Source organism: Treponema vincentii (assembly GCF_018336815.1).
Taxonomy (GTDB): Bacteria; Spirochaetota; Spirochaetia; order Treponematales; family Treponemataceae; genus Treponema.
Genome location: NZ_CP050497.1, coordinates 2,485,027 through 2,504,080, shown reverse-complemented (window position 1 = coordinate 2,504,080; position 19,054 = coordinate 2,485,027). Strand labels below are relative to the sequence as shown.

Genomic DNA, 19,054 nt, shown 5'->3' with positions numbered 1-19,054 from the left:
AGGATGGGCTATGAGAGATATACAAGATTTCGACAATATTATGATTAAATTAGCTTCGCCTGAAGCGATCCGTGCGTGGTCGTACGGCGAAGTGAAGAAACCCGAAACGATTAACTACCGTACCCTGCGGCCGGAGCGGGACGGGCTTTTCTGCGAGCGTATTTTCGGAACTACAAAAGAGTGGGAATGCTATTGCGGTAAGTTTAAATCAATCCGCTACAAGGGTGTTATCTGCGACCGTTGCGGTGTCGAAGTTACTCACTTTAAGGTACGCCGCGAGCGTATGGGACATATCGAATTAGCGGCTCCCGTTTCTCATATCTGGTACTATCGCTCGGTACCGAGCCGGATGGGACTTTTGCTGGACTTGCCGGTTGCGGCGCTCCGTTCGGTACTGTACTACGAAAAGTACATTGTTATTGAGCCGGGTGGAACCGATTTAAAGAAAAATCAGCTGTTGAGCGAAGATGAATACCGCGATGCTCAGGAGCGGTACGGCGGAGCCTTTACTGCAAATATGGGTGCGGAAGCTGTTAAAACCTTGTTAAGTAACTTAAATCTGGATGAGCTTGCCGCTCAGCTTAGAATGAAGATGATCGAGAAGGGCGCAAAAAGCGATAAACGGCTCTTAAAGCGTATCGAAATTGTCGAACATTTTAGAACGTCAAACAATAAACCCGAATGGATGATCCTCGATGTGATTCCGGTTATTCCGCCCGATTTGCGCCCGATGGTGCAGTTGGACGGCGGACGCTTTGCAACCTCGGATTTAAACGATTTGTATCGCCGTGTTATTCACCGGAATAGCCGTTTGACCCGTTTGATGAGCCTTAAAGCGCCCGATATCATTATCCGCAACGAAAAGCGGATGCTGCAAGAGGCGGTAGACGCCTTGTTCGACAATTCGAAGCGGAAGCGCGTTATTAAGGGTTCTTCAAATCGCCCGCTTAAATCCATCTCCGATATGCTCAAAGGAAAGCAGGGACGCTTCCGCCAGAATCTACTCGGTAAGCGCGTTGACTATTCGGGACGTTCGGTTATCGTTGTCGGTCCTGAACTGAAACTGTGGCAGTGCGGCTTGCCTACCAAGATGGCAATGGAGCTTTTTAAACCGTTCATTATGAAAAAGCTCGTTCAAAAAGAAATTGTTTCCAATATCAAGAAAGCGAAAATCATGGTTGAGCAGGAGGCCGCTCCGGTTTTTGCCGTTCTCGACGAGGTCATCAGCGAGCATCCCGTTATGCTGAACCGTGCGCCGACGCTGCACCGTCTTGGTATTCAGGCTTTTGAGCCGGTTCTTGTCGAAGGTAAAGCCATCAAGTTGCATCCGCTTGTTTGTAAACCGTTCAATGCGGACTTTGACGGCGACCAAATGGCTATCCACGTACCGCTTACACAAGCGGCGCAGATGGAATGTTGGACGCTGATGCTTTCGAGCAGAAACTTACTCGACCCTGCAAACGGAAAGACAATCGTATATCCGTCGCAGGATATGGTTCTCGGGTTGTACTATCTAACCAAGCAGCGTTCGTTAAAGGAAGGACAGCATATCCGCCGGTATTCTTCGGTTTCCGAGGTTATGATGGCCGCAGAGGCAGGCTCTATCGGTTGGCAGGAACTTATCAAGATTAACTATCGCGGCGAAGATGTGGAAACAACACCTGGACGGATCGTTTTTAATGAAGAGATGCCCGAAGGCGTTCCATTTGTCAATATCGCCTTGGATGATAAGCAAATCCGCAAGCTGATCGAAACTGTGTACCGCATAAAAGGAACATGGATTACCGTTCAGATGCTGGATAAGCTTAAATCCGTCGGTTATTACTATGCGACTTTCTTCGGCGCAACACTGAGTATGGACGATATCATTATCCCTCAGGAAAAATCGACTATGCTCGAAAAAGCAAACAACGAAGTTCTTTCTATATATAATCAGTACCGTGGCGGTCATATTACGCAGGAAGAGCGGTATAACAGGGTTGTCGAGGTGTGGTCAAAGACAAACGAAGAGTTGACCACGATAATGATGGATACGCTCGCGAAAGATCAGGATGGCTTTAATACGATTTATATGATGGCTACCTCCGGTGCGCGCGGAAGCCGCAACCAGATTCGTCAGCTTGCCGGTATGCGAGGCCTTATGGCTAAACCGAGCGGCGACATTATCGAGTTGCCCATTCGTTCAAACTTCAAAGAAGGTTTGAACGTTATCGAATTCTTTATTTCTACGAACGGAGCCCGCAAGGGACTTGCCGATACCGCGTTGAAGACTGCAGACGCCGGTTATCTGACGCGCCGTCTGGTCGATATTGCGCAGGATGTTGTTGTCAATGAAGAAGACTGTGGTACCATCAACGGTATTGAATACTCGGCGGTAAAATCCGGAGATGAGGTTATTGAATCTTTAAGCGAACGGATTGTCGGTAAGTATACGCTCGAGCGGGTAGAGCACCCGATTTCGCATGAACTCTTAATCGATGTAAACGAATATATCACCGATGAGATTGCAGCGAAGATTGAAGAGGCGGGCGTACAGACCGTTAAGCTCCGCACGGTATTAACCTGCGAGTCCAAACACGGCGTTTGCGTGAAGTGCTACGGCCGCAACCTTGCCCGCAATAAGATTGTTGAAATCGGTGAAGCGGTCGGTATTATTGCGGCACAGTCTATCGGTCAGCCGGGTACTCAGTTGACGATGCGTACCTTCCATGTTGGAGGTACGGCAAGCAGCACAACCGAAGAGAATCATATCACCTTTAAATACCCCGTCATCATCAAAGATATTTTGGGTACATCAATCTCACTTGATGACGGTAATCTGCTGTTTACCCGCCGCGGCACGCTTCTGTTTGAAAAAGTTCTTGAGGAGTATAGGCTTGCGGCAGGGGATTCCGTTGCGGTGGAAACGGGCGTTCGTGTTCTGCGTGACGATGTGCTGTATACCGCTGCGGATGGTACGGTTGTGAAGAGTCCGATGAGCGCTTTTGCCTATTTGAACGGTTCGACACTGTATTTGACGGCTTCCGAACAAAAAACCGAAATCAGAAACGGTTCGACGGTTGTTGTCAAAAAAGGTGATTACGTACCGGCCAGCTCGGTTATTGCAACCTTCGATCCGTATAATGAACCGATCCTTGCGGAGCAAGATGGGTTTGTCCGGTTTGAGGATATTATCCCCGGTTCAACCCTCGAAGAAGATGTGAACGATGAAACCGGCGTGGTTGAGCGCCATATTTCCGAGTTGAAATCGGATATGACTTTGCAGCCCCGTGTCTTTATCTCGGATGAATCCGGTAATGCGCTCGGCTTCTATTATCTGCCGGACGGCGCTCAGCTGATGGTAGAAGAAGATACGCAGATTAAGGCCGGTACCGTTATCGCAAAACTTGCAAAAGCTGCTGCGAGAACGCAGGATATTACCGGTGGTCTTCCCCGTGTTTCGGAACTGTTTGAAGCTCGCCGTCCGAAAGCTCCTGCTGTACTTGCTCAGGTCGCCGGTACCGTTTCGTTTAAAGGCTTGCTGAAAGGTAAGCGGATTGTTATCGTGAAGGATCATTACGGCAAGGATTATAAACACTTGGTTCCGATGTCCAAGCGATTGCTTGTCCGAGACGGCGATACGGTTGAAGCAGGTGAACGGCTGTGCGACGGTAACCTCGATCCGCATGATATTCTTGCAATTTTGGGTGAAAATGCGCTTCAGAATTATTTGATGAATGAAATCCGTGATGTCTATCGGATGCAGGGCGTTTCCATCAACGATAAGCATATCGGTGTTATCGTTCGCCAGATGCTGCGGAAAATTGAGGTTATGTCTGTCGGCGATACCCGCTTTATCTACGGTCAGCAGGTTGACAAGTATCAGTTCCATGCGGAGAACAAGCGCGTTACTGCGGAAGGCGGTCAACCTGCTGTCGCTCGTCCGATGTTCCAAGGTATCACCAAGGCTGCATTGAATATCGATTCGTTCATTTCGGCGGCTTCCTTCCAAGAAACGACGAAGGTCTTGACGAACGCTGCGATTGCCGGTAAAACCGACGAGCTGCGCGGCTTAAAGGAAAACGTTATTATCGGACATCTTATCCCTGCCGGTACCGGTATGCCGCAGTATCGATCGGTTAAGCTCTTTGATAAGAACATGAGTGACTTGGATGAGCAGGTCAACGAAATTCTCGAACGGCGCAGACGCGAATTGGAAGAAGCGGAAGCTGCCGAAGCTCAAGCGGAGATGGATGAAGAAGACTTTGATACGGATGACGAACTCGGCTACGAGAATACGGAGTCCGCCGAAACTTCTTATGATGAAACTTCTCTTGACGAACCTACAGGAGATTTTGAGGATTGACAGACTGTATATAGTACACTAGAATAGTGCGTCTGTATGTTCAGATTATAAGTGTATATACTTTGGGATCGTTATGAACAGGAATTTGTAACGATTCCGATTATAGCTTAATCCGTAGTGCTGGCGGAGAGATATAAGGAGTTAGGGCAAATGCCTACGATTAATCAATTGATAAAGCAGGGTCGAAAAGCGGTCGTCTCGCGAACCAAGAGTCCTGCATTGCAGTCATGCCCGCAGAAACGCGGTGTATGCACCCGTGTAATGACGGTTACGCCGAAAAAACCGAATTCCGCATTGCGGAAGGTTGCCCGTGTGCGCTTGAGCAACGGTATCGAAGTAACTGCCTATATTCCGGGTATCGGACATAACTTACAGGAACACTCCGTCGTGTTAATTCGCGGCGGCCGTGTTAAGGATTTACCGGGTGTGCGCTATCATATCATTCGTGGAACAAAGGATACGCTCGGTGTTGCCGATCGTAAGCGCGGCCGTTCAAAGTACGGCGCAAAGAAGCCTAAGGCGTAAAGGAGAGGTTTATTATGGGACGGAAAAAGAAGACTATCAATAGACCGATTGCGCCGGATGCACGCTACAACAGCGTTGTGCTTTCAAAGTTTATTGCCCGCATGATGCTTGACGGAAAAAAATCCGTTACGACAGCTATTTTGTACGACAGCTTTGATGTAATTAAATCAAAGACAGGCGAAGATCCGCTTACCGTATTTACCAAAGCGCTTGAAAATGTTAAGCCGCTTGTCGAGGTAAAATCACGCCGCGTTGGAGGCGCCACCTATCAGGTACCGATCGAAATCCGCGAATCCCGCCGCGAGGCGCTCGGAATGCGCTGGATTATCGGCGCTGCCCGCAGCCGGAACGGTCATGCAATGTCCGAGCGTTTAGCTGCCGAGGTTATCGATGCGTACAACAATACCGGTACCGCCTTCAAAAAGAAGGAAGATACCCACCGTATGGCGGAAGCGAACAAAGCCTTTGCTCACTACCGCTGGTAGTTTACAACTGCCGGTATCGATTGCTATCGGTAATGCTGTGTAGTATGGAAAGCCTTGAAACAGTACGTTTCAAGGCTTTTTTTATTCGTCTTTTCGGTAATGCTTGTATCCGGGATGCTTGCCCCATACGTTATAGTCGGCGCGCATACGGCATAATCGGTCGATGTTTTCGCGGGAAATTTTTGACAAAACATACACATATTTGTATTATTCGTACGACTAACATATTCGCAATCCGGTTATAAGGAGTATAAACCCTATGGAAAAATCGATGGAGCAGCCGCTGATATTGCGTAGAGGTGTTCCGTACTTTTTGCTGTTTTCACTATATGCGATAATTAATACCTATTTACCGATTATGCTTAGAACGCTTGGCTTTTCAACTGCCCAAATCGGTATTCTGCTCGGCATTATTGAAATAGTAGGCGTATGTGCGCCTTTTTTTATTACGCGGCAGCTTGATAAAACCGGCCGCTACGGGTTGATAATGTGTATATTCGGATTCGATATTGCGCTATTACTGCTGCCCATTCTCCGCTTTCATTCATTTTTTGTTACGGCGCTTTGTCTCGGTATTTTTGCTGTAGGTTTTAAGGGAATGGTTCCGGTACTGGACGGTTTTACAACAAAGGCACTGGGGCAACATAACGCTCAATATGGGAAAATTCGGGCGCTCGGTTCTGTCGGCTTTGTCGGTATGAATTTATTTTTACAGCTGCATCCCTCTATTTCAGGGAAAAATCCTGTTTCAATGATTTTGGCTGTCAGCATAGTTGCACTCATGTTTGTGGTAACGCTCCGGTGGGTACCTGATTTATATGCTTCTTTGCTTGTCGAGACGGGAACCCCGATGAAAACGGAAGAAGCCACATTAAAAGAATCTACCGAAGGACAATCGGTAAAGGAGAAAGTTGCGTTTGCTGCATTCCCTAAGCTGTTTTGGGAATGTTTATTATTGATCTTTCTGGCCTTTTTAGGCTTGGTTCCCTGCCAGCGTTTTTTTTCGCTCTATGTTGAAGAATATATTAAAGTGGAAGCTTCTGCCGGTTTATGGGCGCTGTCGGCAATGGCGGAAATACCGTTGCTTATTATCTCCGGAAAACTTATCCGGCGTTTCGGCAAAGAACGGCTCCTTGCTGTCTGTTTACTAAGCGTGATTATACGGAATTGCTGTTATATTTTTATTCCCGGAATCAGCGGTGCGGTCGTAGGGCAGCTCTTGCATTCGCTGAGCTTCGGTTTATTCCACCCATTGGGTGTACTGCTCTGTGTTGTGCACAGTTACGGTAAAACAGTTACTGCTATGACTTTTTTTACTGCAGCAAACGGCATTGCCTACGTAATAGGGAGTATGGTTGGTGGGTATGTTATCGAATGTTTAGGGTATCCGGCGCTTTTTTTATTATTCAGCGTGTTTCCTGCTATCGGTATTGTATTTTATCTTTTTATTATGCGGCATGGTTGCTGATTATGCGGCGGGGTTAATATTTTCCAACCATCGAAACATCGGCTCCGAACCACTTTGTGGATATTGCCAGCAGGGTTCCGTCCCGTGCCATATCGGCAAGAAAAGCGTTTATTGTTTCCATTAATTCTCTGTCTTCTTTTCTAAATGCATAGCTGTAAGTATTGATGCTAATCGGATCTCCAATTACCTGATATAGTTTTTTCTTTTCTATTGTAATTTTACTGTAATATGTCAGCAAGTTCATGACGACCGCATCAAGCTGATCGTAATCCAATGCAAGCAGCATACTTTCTTGTCGGGAATAACGATATGGCCGACGACCGTTATTAATATAAAGGGGAGACTTCATTACAAGTTCGAACATTCCCTCATCGGATAGTATGCCGATCCGCTTATTCCGTAAATCGGAAAATTGACTGAATGGCACTGTGCCGTCCATACTTTGAAGTACAACAACCACTAACGCATCTCGTAAATACGGTGTACTTAGTAAAAAGCGTTCTGCATTTGCCTCATTATTAATAAAACCGCTTGCAATATAATTAATTTTTCTGTTTTCGAGCGCTGCGATTCTATCTGCGATGCTTATAATAGGTACAAGTCGCAGCTTTACGCCAAGCTTATCGGCAAGAGCTTGAGCTACATCCGCTTCGAATCCGGCAATTGCTCCTGTGCTGGAATAAAAACTGAGCGGTGGAATTGACGGATCGACGCCAACCACAAGCTCATTTTTGACAATAATCCTTGCCAATGAAGTATCATTTATTCCTTTATTCTCTATCCGGTTGCCGGTACAAGAAAAAAGTGAAAATACTAATAATATGCCGAAAAAGACTTTTTATCTTCATTTTTACCTCAGCGTTATTAAAATCGAACATTCAATACTGATAAATTAGAACCGAACCATTTTCGGGAAAAATCCGGAATAGTGCCGTCTTCATTCATTTCGACCAAAACGGATTCGATTTTAGCGACCAGCGAACCGTCCGTTTTCCTAAAAGCGAACGTGTAATATTCGGTAGAAATAGCTTCATTTATAATACTGTAGTTCGGGCTTTGATCGAGCGTGTTGCAGGAGTAAATAAGGTCTAATACGATGGCATCGCAGGTACCTGCATTGAGCGCTTCATACAGGCGATCTATGGAGATCAATTGCTGAATGCTCACATGATCTTTCAATATCTCCATATCCGATAATGCTTCATCGCCACCTGTGCCTACCTCAACTGCTATCCTTCTATCTCTTAACTGATCCAATGTTTGGTATCCTTTGCTTGCAAGCGTTACAACAATTTTAGCATTTTGAAGATATGGCGCACACATTCGGTAATGCTGCTTACGTTCTTCCGTAAGGCTAAAACCGCTTGCAATGCAATCGATTACTCCCGTATTCAAAAGAATTTCTTTTTGCGTCCAATCTATCGGGTAAAAGATCGGATGAATACCGAGGCGGCGGCATAATTCCGTCATTATATCGACGTCATACCCTACTATTTCGTTCTTTTCATTTCTAAAAGAGAGGATGGGAACAAAATCGGAAACACCGATGACCAATGTGGCTTTTACCTGAACTTTCGCCCAAGAAGGATCTTCAATATATTCAATTTTAGTATTGCGGCGGCATGAAGAAAATAAAATAAATAGTATACATAGCGCCGCATATACAGCTATCCGTTTTTTCATATCAGTTTTTACGACCTTCAACAACATTTTATTCGTGCGGATGGTTTAATACCCGCCGTACCTCTACCGCCACAGACGGCGGTGGTTCCGAACAGCAGCAATGTTGTGGCAGAGCCACAACTTGCAGTCAAAACTATACACGGACGTATAGTTTTGACGAACGCTCTGCGCCGTAACAAAGGGTATTAAAGCCGACTGCAACCACCGAATAAGTATACAAACAGTACCATTTTTTATGTGTCCTGTAAAGATAAATTATTCAGGGCAACCGCATCAAAAATATTTTTAGCGGTTGCCTTCCTTCTGTGCGAAATTTTACTCAAAATTTCGCACATTTTTCCAGCCAAGGAGTAAACGCATCAGACAGAGCAGATATAAATCGCGGAAAAATTGAGACTGTGAGACCATTTGAACCGCAGACAGAACTGCCACGGATGGCAGGGGTGATAAACAGAAACCGGTTTTTGAAAAAAACCGGCAGTCAAGGAATTGACAGGGATGGCAATTCCTTGGCGTTGCTCTGCTCGAATAGTCTCAATTTTTCTGCGGGGATGTTAAAAATCGATCTGATGCGTTTACCCTGTTGCCTCTCTGTTGGAAAAAATGTGCGAAATGTAGTATGCTTTCAATTTATGGAAAAGAATACACGGATACAAGAGCTTGAAGCGCTGATAAAAAAGCATCAGGACTTATACTATAACGCAGAACCGGAAATTTCGGATGCGGATTTTGATTTATTGTGGGACGAACTGCGGAGCCTTGACCCTCGGAATGCCTTATTTGCAACGGTACCCAAGGACAGCGCCGACGGTTTCCCAAAAGCGGAACATATTATCCCGATGGGGAGCCAAGACAAGGCGGCGGATCCCGAAAGTTTCCAAAAATGGGCGGAGAAAATGCCGTTTTCCGATTTTCTGGTACAATACAAACTGGACGGCGCCAGTATGGAGCTGCAATATGAAAAAGGGCGGCTTGTTCGTGCGGTAACACGGGGTGACGGCAAAATCGGCGATGATATTACTGCGAATGTTAAAAAGATGCAGGGAGTCGTACTTGAGATGAAAGGAGATTCCGCTCCTAACGGAGCGTCACCCTTTTCCGGCGGCATCCGCGGCGAAGTGCTGATGACCAAAGAGGTGTTGCACAATTTTTACCCCGATAAAAAGAATTGCCGGAATGCAGCAAACGGGTTGATGAAGCGGAAGGACGGCAGTGGCAGCGAGCGCCTCGAAATTATTTGCTATGATGCTGCCGCGGGAACAGTCGGAAAGCCCTTTACCGAAGCGGCGCCTTTCACCACGGAAACCGAAAAGCTCAACTGGCTTAAAACGCAGGGCTTTTTACAGGTACCGGTTATGCGGTGCGTCGGCGTCAGGGAGGTTATCGACTACCGCGCCCATGTTATGGATATTCGCAGCACTATTCCCTACGACATCGACGGTCTTGTTATTAAAAACGACCGTATCGATACTGCCGACCTCAGCAGGGCGCGGCCGGAAAAACAAATCGCCTTTAAGTTTAGCCTTGAAGAAGCGGTCACTGCGCTGCGCAGCGTCGAGTGGAGCGAATCGGGCGCTACCTATACCCCCATCGCGCTTATCGATCCGGTACAGCTGGCGGGTACAACCGTCAAGCGGGCAAACCTCTGCAATCCGAACATGATTACGGAGCTGAACCTCAAGATCGGCAGCAGAGTGCTGGTAACCAAACGGGGAGAGATTATCCCCAAGATAGAAGCGCTTATCGAAAATCCTGCATCAAGTGTGCCCATCGAACATCCGTGCCGATGTACGAGCTGCGGCGCTGCGCTCCGTGACGAAGGTACCCGCCTGTATTGCCCTAATCCGGCGTGCCCTAAGCTCATTCATCACCGGATAGAAAAATGGATCAACACCCTTGATATTCAGGACTTTGGGACGGTGCTCCTCAAACAGCTTTTTGACGCACAGCGCCTTCGCTCTATTTCCGATTTATATACGCTGACTGTTGAGGAACTCGCAGCCCTCGAACGCATGGGAAAAAAGTCTGCGGAAAAAGTATACCGCGCACTGCACGCCAAACGGGATATCCCATTGCCGGTCTTTATTGCCGGTTTCGATATCGAAGGCATCGGCCGCACCATGGTTGAAAAACTGGTTGATGCGGGCTTTGATAGCCTTGAAAAACTACTCGCGGCTACGGAAGAAGACTTTGCCGCCGTATATCAATTCGGCAGTGTCCTTGCCCATACGCTTACGCTCGGCCTCCGCGATGCAAAGGAAGAGATGCTGCGCCTTACCGGTTCGGGGACTATCGTTATTCAAACACCTGCTGCCGCAACTCAAGGGAATCTGCCGCTTGCAGGAAAAAGTTTTTGCTTTACCGGAGAGTTGAACACACTTAAAAGGAAAGAAGCTGAAGCGATGGTTCAAGCAAAAGGCGGAACGGTAAAATCTTCGGTAACCAAGGGACTTACGTACCTCGTAACCAATACCCCCGATTCCGGTTCGTCAAAAAACAAGAAAGCGCAGGAACTCGGCACTGCAATTATCACCGAGGAGGCATTTTTAAAACTGTTTTAATGTCGGCAAAAAAACTAAACTACCCGCGACCCCTGTAGACACAAAACAGAGCCGATAAGCATTCACTTACCGGCTCTTTGCTTTCTGCATTCGCCCCCTTAATTCACAGCCTGAATGAGAAATTCCTCACCGGATAAACCGATGAGGAATTAAGTATTCTTCCCCACAAAAGCGCCGTAGGGATTTTACTCTCAGTTAATTGTATAAATCGATAAAAATGAGTATAGTCCTTTTATGCTTGAATTTTTAGCGCTTTGCGCAGTCGGCGCTGAGCCGATCCTTTCAAATGAATTAAAACTGTTAGACTTTAAACCGGTCAATCGATTGCCGGGGCGTGTTTTTTTTACCTCTACACTGAAGGAGCCGGAAGTTGTAAGCATCATGCGTGCAAACTTTTACCTCCGCACTGCGGACAGGCTCTATTTCGTTCTAAAAGAATTTGCAGCTGACAACTTTGATACACTGTATGACACCGTTGCCGCAGTAGATTGGCAGCGTTTTTTTTCCAAGGATTCCAAGATAACGGTAGACAAGGTGAGAACCTTTAAGAGTAAACTCGCCTCCGAACATGCCGTGCAGCGGGCTGTCCATAAGGCGGTCTGTACCGCGCTCTGTTCTGCATGGAAGATGGATGTATTACCCGAAACGGGGAGAGAATACAGCATACGCATATATATAGAACATAACCGCGTGTATCTGCTGCTTGACCTTTCAGGAGAACCGCTGCACCGGCGGGGATACCGCTTAAGCGGAGGCGCCGCACCGATGAGGGAAACGCTGGCGGCTGTTTTGTTGCAGTGTATGCAATGGAAACGGAAGTTGCCGCTGCACGATGCTTTTTGCGGTTCGGGTACCATCCCGATAGAAGCGGCATTGTATGCCTACAATATTCCGCCCGGGATCGGCCGCAGCTTTGCCTTTGAAACCTTTGCCTGCTATTCGTCTAAAAAAGACCGGCAGCTTATTGAAGAAGAACGCCGACGCGGCGCGCTCAATATCCGCACGGATTGCTTGGTACGGGTAAGCGGTTCAGACAACGATCCTGAGGCGGTGCGGCTTGCACAAACCAATGCCGAGCGCGCCTGTATGCTGGCCGGTAAAGCGCTGCAGCGGATTGGAAAAGATAACCGTATCCCGCGTCCCGAATTTATACAGGCTGATTTTAGCGAACTTGCTGCGCCGTATCCCGAAGGTGCGCTCCTTTCCAATCCGCCGTACGGAGACCGCCTCGGCGATGAACAGGAAGCAACCGCGCTCTACGAAAAAATGACGTCCATTCCGCACGAGTTTGACAACTGGCGCTTAGGTTTTATTACTGACAAACCGGCTTTTGCAGATATATTCCTGCGTACAGGTATTACGCTCAAAAAGCGTCCGTTAAAAAGCGGTAACCTCGACACCTGCCTGTATTATTACGGAGTGTAGAAGGTCTTTATATGACGGCTTTTTTTTCTACCATACATACCGTTTTTACCGGCATCGTGCTGCAGGCTGTGCCATTCATGCTGGTGGGGGCGCTTTTATCCTCAGCGCTGTACGCTTTTGTTCCCGACCGGATTCTTATCAAGGTTTTTCCTAGAAGATACGGACTTGGCTTTTTAACAGCGCTCTTTGCCGGAGCTCTGTTCCCCGTTTGCGAATGCGCTGCCGTTCCGCTGATGCGCAGCCTGATTAAAAAAGGCATTGCAATGCCCATCGCGGTTACCTTTATGCTTGCTTCCCCCATCGTCAACCCTATTTCGATTGTCTCGACGCTGTACGCTTTCCCACAACAGCCGTCCGTAGCAGTCTATCGGCTATGCTTCGGCTTGCTAGTTGCAGGTACGATTGGGCTTCTACTGTTGTTTTATCCCGAAGAAAAATACTTAAAGGAAGATTTTGATATGGAACAGGCAGCTCAACCACACACCCTTGTCGGCGTAGACACAGCGTTTCGGCTTGCGACAGGCAGAACGGCTCCTCAAAACGTACACAATGAGCTTCAATCGGACAACTCCGGCAAACCCACTGCAGAAAGCAGGATGCAATGGCTGCAATCCAAAACATACACGCTGCTGATGCACACCTGTTCGGAATTTTTTACCACAGGCCCCTTTTTAATTCTCGGTGCGTTTATCACCGCCATAATACGCGCAGCAGTCCCGCAGGAATTGTTCAGCATAACAAGCAGCAGCGCGGTAGGTTCGCTTCTGCTAATGATGCTTTTCGCCTTTGTATTTTCCGCCTGCTCCACCTCCGATGCCTTTATCGCCCGCAGTTTTTTAGATAGATTCTCCTTAGGTTCAATCCTCGGCTTTTTAGTATACGGCCCGATGATGGATATAAAAAACCTGTTTATGCTGTTTTCTTTGTTTAAAAAACGGTTTGTCATAGAGCTTACGCTGATTATCACGGTAATCAATGTTATCGGTATTTCAGTATTAGCTCGGCTATTTTTATGATTGATTCGTGCGGGTTTCATACCCCGGCGCTCTGCGTCGGGGTTGTTGATTTTCCTTGATATCATATTTTTTATAAAAATTTTCATTTTTTGCCCCGAATTTCAAGCCATTTTGCGGCGCGTGCTTTATAAGACAGGCAGCATCAACCGCAAGGAGGTTTCTATGCAACAACAAGAATGGGCAAAGTCCACAACACGTATCAAACACCGTGCTGTATTGTTGATCTGGCTTGCAGTAATAGGCATAGCAGGGTGTCAACAACCGACAAAACCGCTGCTGAAAGAAACAAAACAAGAAAAGCCTATAAACCCTTCTTCACCCAAACAGGATAAGCCTAACAACCAGCAGGGAGAAATTACCTATAAAGGGCTTGAGCTTCCCGAAAGCCTTGCACGTTCACCGCAGCGATTGCGTGAGCTGATTTTCCAAGGACAGCAAATTAGAGAAACGGAACCGCAACTCAATGCTCACGGGCAGGTAGTCAAATACATCGAAAAAGAAGTAGAACACGATCTTTCGGCAGCTTTTGATAACACGCTCTTGCTCGATCCTTCCCAGAACTCCATTTATCCCGGGTCAGTCTTGCGCGGTGATAATCTTGACAAAGATAGTTATCAAGAAATTACCGAAGGCAATAAACGGAAAGCGATAATATCTTTCGATTTGCAAGGTGTAAAAGATAAAGGTGGAAAATCGGGAATTACTTCAGGCGAAATTTTTCCGGATTTGGCATCATATAGAGATCTGCGCAATCGAATCCTCAGTCAAAGTATTACTTACCATGCCTCAGCCAATTTAAGCTATGAAGAGATGGAAATTACCAATGAGAAAAGCCTTGAAGCACAGCTTAAAATAGGAGTAGGTTTTGGTGCAGCAGGGATTAAAAGTAAAATTGCAGCAGGTTTTAAATTCAAGGATGGAGAACAGAAGGAGCGGCGTCTTATCAAATTCGTCGAAACATTTTACACCGTCGATGTGAATCAAGAAGCGGCACCGCTTATGGTCAATATACCGCGCGACAAGGTTGGAAACACAATGCCGGTGTATGTATCGTCGGTTTCTTACGGACGCATCGCCTACCTTACCATCGAATCCGATCAAAAGAAGTCTGAGCTCAAGGCAAATCTTGACGCGGTATTTAAAGTTACAACAACAAACCATGCCGAAGCCGATATTGATTTGGCAATCAAAAAGCTGGAAAAGGGAACAACCATTACAATCAATATTATCGGAGGCGGCAGCGAGGCAGTAACCGATCTGAAGCAGTTCCAAAAGTATATTGTAAAAGAAGGTTTTTCCTCAAAGAATCCGGGGCAGATTATTAAGTATCAATTACGGTTCTTAGATGACAATGCGACTGCGTATATCAAATATAGCGAAAAATACAAGACCGTCGAACGTACGGAAATTCCTGCAAAAGGATACAAGGTAACCGCAACGGTGGAAAAGATAAAATACACCGGACATAACACTATAGATGTTACCGGTACTATCGGTATGCAGCCGCTTGATAAAGATAAGCTGCGGAAAACGATCTTTAACTACGACAATAATACGAAACCAAAATTAACATTTACATATATGAAGGATGCACAACCTCAAGCGCAGACGGACACTATTATTGTACCGAACGAATCTTCTGTTGTTCAGCTTGCCTTCGATATAAAAGGAGACATCAGTGGCGTGGAGAATATTTTTGTAAGCGATAAACAAGGGAACAATCCACTGCAGAAGAGCCGTGCAGTCAGCGAGTTTAAAGCAAGCCCATTGCAATCTTTTACACTCTACCGGAAGGGAAACCCGACAGATACGTTATTATTCGATATCCGGTTTAAAGTTGAAAAAGAGCCGTAAGTCGTGCCGTCGTTGAACAGCGTACGTCCGTGTACGCTGTTCAACGACGAGTTTGCAGGACAAACTCGCTTCTGCATGGAACCAGCGGCATCCGTGCCGCTGGTGAACAGTGTACATCAGGGCTAATACCAGTCGCCACAGATAAGCCGATGAGCGGCGGAGCCGGGGAGCGGTATCGGGGGCAACGCATCGCGCGTAAACCATGCGGCCTCCGATAACTCTTCTTTTTGTACGGTAATATCTCCCGAAACATATTCGGCGCGGAAGGCAAGCATCAGCTGATTAGGATACGGCCAGCCTTGGCTTCCACGGTACCGGATGTTCTTAACCGTTAAGCCGACTTCTTCACGGACTTCACGGATAACGGCTTCCTCTGCCGTTTCACCGGCTTCGATAAAGCCCGCAATGCACGTATAAAGGTCGGAGATGTGCTGTACATGCCGTGCTAAAAGGATATGTTCCCCCTTACTGATGAGCACAATAATGCACGGCGCAAGCACAGGATAAAATATTCTGCTGCATTGCGGGCATTCCAATGCTGTTTCGGTTACGCTTAAATACAGCCGACTGCCGCATGAAGCACAATACTTAGTATGCTGCAGCCAATCGAGCAAAAGAGCTGCACGGGCAACAATCGAGGCATACTCGACAGGTTCCGTTATAAATAAATTCCGGTACGGTATCCGTTTAAAGCCTTCCGGTTCCGCTGCATCAGGCGATAAGGCCGCTGCAAAGGTACGGTATATCCTTTCACCGTAAAGGCTGATAATATCTTCATTACGATATGTTTTAAGAGCTTGGGAAACTTCGCTACCGATCGGCAGCTGTCCGCTTTCTAAAATAAAAATATCTTTCTTTTGTATTAACACACCGAATTCAAAATCAGTCCCATTGGGGCAATCTATAAGCGCCATATTCCCAGTTATCCTTTTATCAGTTTAAATGAACTCAACAATGGGACCTCTAAAAACTTGAGTTTTTTGCAGATGCCCAGTCCATGATTTCGGCAATTCCGACGCAGAGAATATACGCATTCTTTTTCGATGATGAGCGGGTGTTCAGGCATGAAGTGCGAACTTCATTGATCGGTTTCATAACCCCCATTATAGCAGAAAATTAAAAATGATGATACTTCTTTGATAGGACTAATTTTAAACTCGTCGGGCATCTCTAAGAATCTAACCGACTTTTTAGAGATGCTCCATAGTATAAGCAAGGAAAGCACAATGTTGATAATTACACATACCTCATCTGAAAGGTTTTAAGCGGCGCTCCTGCCATCTTTTCGGTTAAGAAAAAGAGGAACCGCTTGAGCTCCCCATAAGCGGCGGGGCTGAGCGGCAAGTGCCGTGAATAGCCGGGAGCTTTTTCCGTTACGGCATACAGATACCTGAAAGCCTCTGCTGAAAGCGGAAACGTATGGGCATCGAACCGACGGCAGGAGCTGCAAAAGCACTCATCCTCTGCGGGGCTATATACAGCGCAGCACGTTTCCGCCGGGCAGGACGCGGCGTTTGCCGCAATTTCAGCGTCGGCTGCAATCTCGGCGCTGCCGCTCTCCCACCCCGCAGCATTGGTTACAGTCCTGCCGCTCCCCGCACCGACGCTTACAATTTCCGCGCTGCCGGTTACACCCCCGGTGCGACGTGCAATCTCGACGCCGCACGTGCCGCAGTGGAATATATCGGGGGCAACGCCTGCGGTCTGCAATAGCCGCCATAAAAAGCGCAAGAGCCCCCGCTCGCATCCTGCATCGTCGGACACGCACAGCCCGTCCAAAAAAGCGTTCACCAGCTGCCAGTTCACCGTGCCGCAGGTTTTTATCGTGATTTCGCTGCACACGGCGGCGCACCAACTGCGGGCTAAACTTTCGCGCAGCTCCATCCGGTAGGCGCTCACTGAAAAATCGGTAATTTTGTTTGAATTTTTTATCGGGTTTGAATAGAGCCAGACTTGCCCGCTCTGATAGGTAGAAACCATCCCCCGCAGTTTACTCCGTGCGCCGCCGAAAAGGGTCGCCGGTACAATCGTGCACCCATGTTCCTGCGGCACAAGAAGCGACACGTTCCGATGGTCGCTGCTAAAAGAAGAAACCGACAGCACGAGCGCCTCGGTATTCCAAGAACGATTACTCATACTGCCGGTCTTATGGTCGGAACGTGTAAGTGCGTCACGAACAAGTACGACCCATATAAGAACAACTTGCGCAGTGCGCGCGTAGCGGTACGCTGCATTGCGGTACAATCCACTGTGTTGCTGCGGTTAAAATTCCGCAGATTTTGGAGTCCGCGGATACGGAATAACATCGCGGATATTCGCCATACCGGTGACATAGAGGAGCAGCCGGTCAAATCCGAGCCCGAATCCCGAATGCGGTACGGTTCCGTAGCGGCGCAAATCCAAATACCACCAATAGTTTTTGACATCAAGGCCGAGATCGGTCATACGGGTTTCCAGCGCAGCAAGGTTGTCTTCCCGTTCGGAACCGCCAATAATCTCTCCCAGTCCCGGCACCAGCACATCCATCGCCCGTACCGTTTTACCGTCATCATTTTGCTTCATATAGAAGGCTTTTATTTCCTTAGGATAATCCGTTACGATAACGGGACCTTTAAAGACCTGCTCGGTTAAATATTTTTCGTGCTCGCTTTGAAGATCACAACCCCAGAACGGTTTAAACTCAAACTCGGAAGCGTGTTTTTCAAGTTCTTTCACCGCATCGGTATAGGTGATACGGGTAAACTTGGACTGTACGACGTGTTCCAGCGTTTCGATAAGCCCCGGCTTAATCTGCGCGTTAAAAAACTCAAGGTCGGCTCTGCAATGGGTTAATGCCCATTTGAGAAGGTAGACAACAAATTTCTCCGCTAAATCCATGTTGTCCTCAAGCCGGAAAAACGACATCTCCGGTTCTATCATCCAAAATTCGGAGAGGTGCCGCGTCGTGTTTGAGTTTTCTGCGCGGAAGGTCGGCCCGAAGGTATAGACCCGTGAAAGCGCCGTTGCATACGTTTCTATCTCAAGCTGACCGGAAACCGTCAGATAGGCTTCCCGTTCAAAGAAGTCCTGTTTGTAATCAACCGCGAAAGTGGCAGGATCAACTTTATCTTTTAAAGCCTTGCGGATAATCTCCTGCATATTAAGCGTGGTTACCTGAAACATCTCGCCGGCGCCTTCGCAATCGGAGGCGGTAATCAGCGGCGTATGCACGTACTGGAATCCGTGCTCTTGAAAGAAGTTGTGTACGGCAAAAGCCATTTGATTCCGCACACGGGCAACCGCTCCGAACGTATTGGTACGGGCGCGTAAGTGAGCTATGTCGCGTAAAAACTCAAACGTATGCCGTTTTTTTTGCAACGGATAGGTTTCGCCGGAAGCCTCGCCGTACACAAAAATCGTTTTTGCGGCAACCTCTACGGCCTGTCCCGATGCGGGAGATTCGATCAATGCTCCGACCGCTTTAATGGAAGCGCCGGTCGTAATCCTGCTTAATTCTTTTTCGGTTTGCGCATCGATCCCCTTATCGCGGTCAAAGGTAAGCTGAATCGAGGCAAAGCATGAACCGTCGTTTACCTGAATAAAAATAAGGTTCTTTGTTTCGCGTTTGGTACGCACCCATCCGTAGACAGCGACCTCCTGCCCGTCCGGTTTTTGTGTCAGTATATCTTTAATTAATGTAATCATTTTAAAAT

Annotated in this window: 14 protein-coding genes; 8 read left to right on the top strand and 6 right to left on the bottom strand. The window is 47.3% G+C overall.

What is annotated here, in order from left to right:
• The first annotated feature begins 10 nt into the window (after window positions 1-10).
• From rpoC to GWP40_RS11425, 4 genes are all read left to right on the top strand, one after another.
• Complete coding sequence (gene rpoC / locus GWP40_RS11440; protein ID WP_212565424.1) at window positions 11-4,345, top strand: DNA-directed RNA polymerase subunit beta'; 4,335 nt, start codon at window positions 11-13, stop codon at window positions 4,343-4,345.
• A 150-nt stretch (window positions 4,346-4,495) separates the two neighbouring features.
• Window positions 4,496-4,870, top strand: coding sequence for a 30S ribosomal protein S12 (rpsL, locus tag GWP40_RS11435; protein ID WP_016518396.1), 375 nt, complete (start codon window positions 4,496-4,498; stop codon window positions 4,868-4,870).
• 14 nt (window positions 4,871-4,884) lie between these two features.
• Window positions 4,885-5,355: a 30S ribosomal protein S7 gene (gene rpsG / locus GWP40_RS11430; protein ID WP_044013319.1), complete on the top strand. Its 471-nt coding sequence runs from the start codon at window positions 4,885-4,887 to the stop codon at window positions 5,353-5,355.
• Window positions 5,356-5,614: 259 nt separating this feature from the next.
• Window positions 5,615-6,823: an MFS transporter gene (locus GWP40_RS11425; protein WP_212565423.1), complete on the top strand. Its 1,209-nt coding sequence runs from the start codon at window positions 5,615-5,617 to the stop codon at window positions 6,821-6,823.
• A 13-nt stretch (window positions 6,824-6,836) separates the two neighbouring features.
• Here GWP40_RS11425 and GWP40_RS11420 read toward each other — a convergent pair whose 3' ends face one another.
• Entirely contained in the window at window positions 6,837-7,574 is a 738-nt protein-coding gene (locus GWP40_RS11420; RefSeq protein ID WP_230974442.1) for a substrate-binding periplasmic protein, read from the bottom strand.
• 113 nt (window positions 7,575-7,687) lie between these two features.
• Entirely contained in the window at window positions 7,688-8,506 is an 819-nt protein-coding gene (locus GWP40_RS11415; protein ID WP_212565422.1) for a transporter substrate-binding domain-containing protein, read from the bottom strand.
• Window positions 8,507-9,138: 632 nt separating this feature from the next.
• On the opposite strand from GWP40_RS11415, the gene ligA reads away from it, so the two are divergent.
• The 4 genes from ligA to GWP40_RS11395 all read left to right on the top strand — a co-directional run bounded on the left by ligA (window position 9,139) and on the right by GWP40_RS11395 (window position 15,362).
• Window positions 9,139-11,067 (top strand): NAD-dependent DNA ligase LigA, encoded by a 1,929-nt coding sequence (gene ligA / locus GWP40_RS11410; RefSeq protein ID WP_212565421.1) that lies wholly within the window; start codon window positions 9,139-9,141, stop codon window positions 11,065-11,067.
• Between the two features lie 234 nt (window positions 11,068-11,301).
• Window positions 11,302-12,492, top strand: coding sequence for a THUMP domain-containing class I SAM-dependent RNA methyltransferase (locus GWP40_RS11405; RefSeq protein WP_212565420.1), 1,191 nt, complete (start codon window positions 11,302-11,304; stop codon window positions 12,490-12,492).
• A gap of 11 nt (window positions 12,493-12,503) precedes the next feature.
• Window positions 12,504-13,508: a permease gene (locus GWP40_RS11400; protein ID WP_212565419.1), complete on the top strand. Its 1,005-nt coding sequence runs from the start codon at window positions 12,504-12,506 to the stop codon at window positions 13,506-13,508.
• A gap of 162 nt (window positions 13,509-13,670) precedes the next feature.
• The gene (locus tag GWP40_RS11395; protein ID WP_212565418.1) at window positions 13,671-15,362 is read left to right on the top strand and encodes a thiol-activated cytolysin family protein; all 1,692 of its coding nucleotides are present in this window, start codon (window positions 13,671-13,673) and stop codon (window positions 15,360-15,362) included.
• Window positions 15,363-15,484: 122 nt separating this feature from the next.
• Here the strand turns inward: GWP40_RS11395 and nudC are convergent, their stop codons facing one another.
• The 4 genes from nudC to asnS all read right to left on the bottom strand — a co-directional run bounded on the left by nudC (window position 15,485) and on the right by asnS (window position 19,046).
• Window positions 15,485-16,276: an NAD(+) diphosphatase gene (gene nudC, locus GWP40_RS11390; RefSeq protein ID WP_212565417.1), complete on the bottom strand. Its 792-nt coding sequence runs from the start codon at window positions 16,274-16,276 to the stop codon at window positions 15,485-15,487.
• Window positions 16,277-16,325: 49 nt separating this feature from the next.
• Window positions 16,326-16,457 (bottom strand): hypothetical protein, encoded by a 132-nt coding sequence (locus GWP40_RS13315; RefSeq protein ID WP_256481848.1) that lies wholly within the window; start codon window positions 16,455-16,457, stop codon window positions 16,326-16,328.
• Between the two features lie 141 nt (window positions 16,458-16,598).
• Entirely contained in the window at window positions 16,599-17,498 is a 900-nt protein-coding gene (gene recO, locus GWP40_RS11385) for a DNA repair protein RecO (protein ID WP_212565416.1), read from the bottom strand.
• Window positions 17,499-17,624: 126 nt separating this feature from the next.
• Complete coding sequence (gene asnS / locus GWP40_RS11380; protein WP_212565415.1) at window positions 17,625-19,046, bottom strand: asparagine--tRNA ligase; 1,422 nt, start codon at window positions 19,044-19,046, stop codon at window positions 17,625-17,627.
• Window positions 19,047-19,054: the final 8 nt, after the last annotated feature.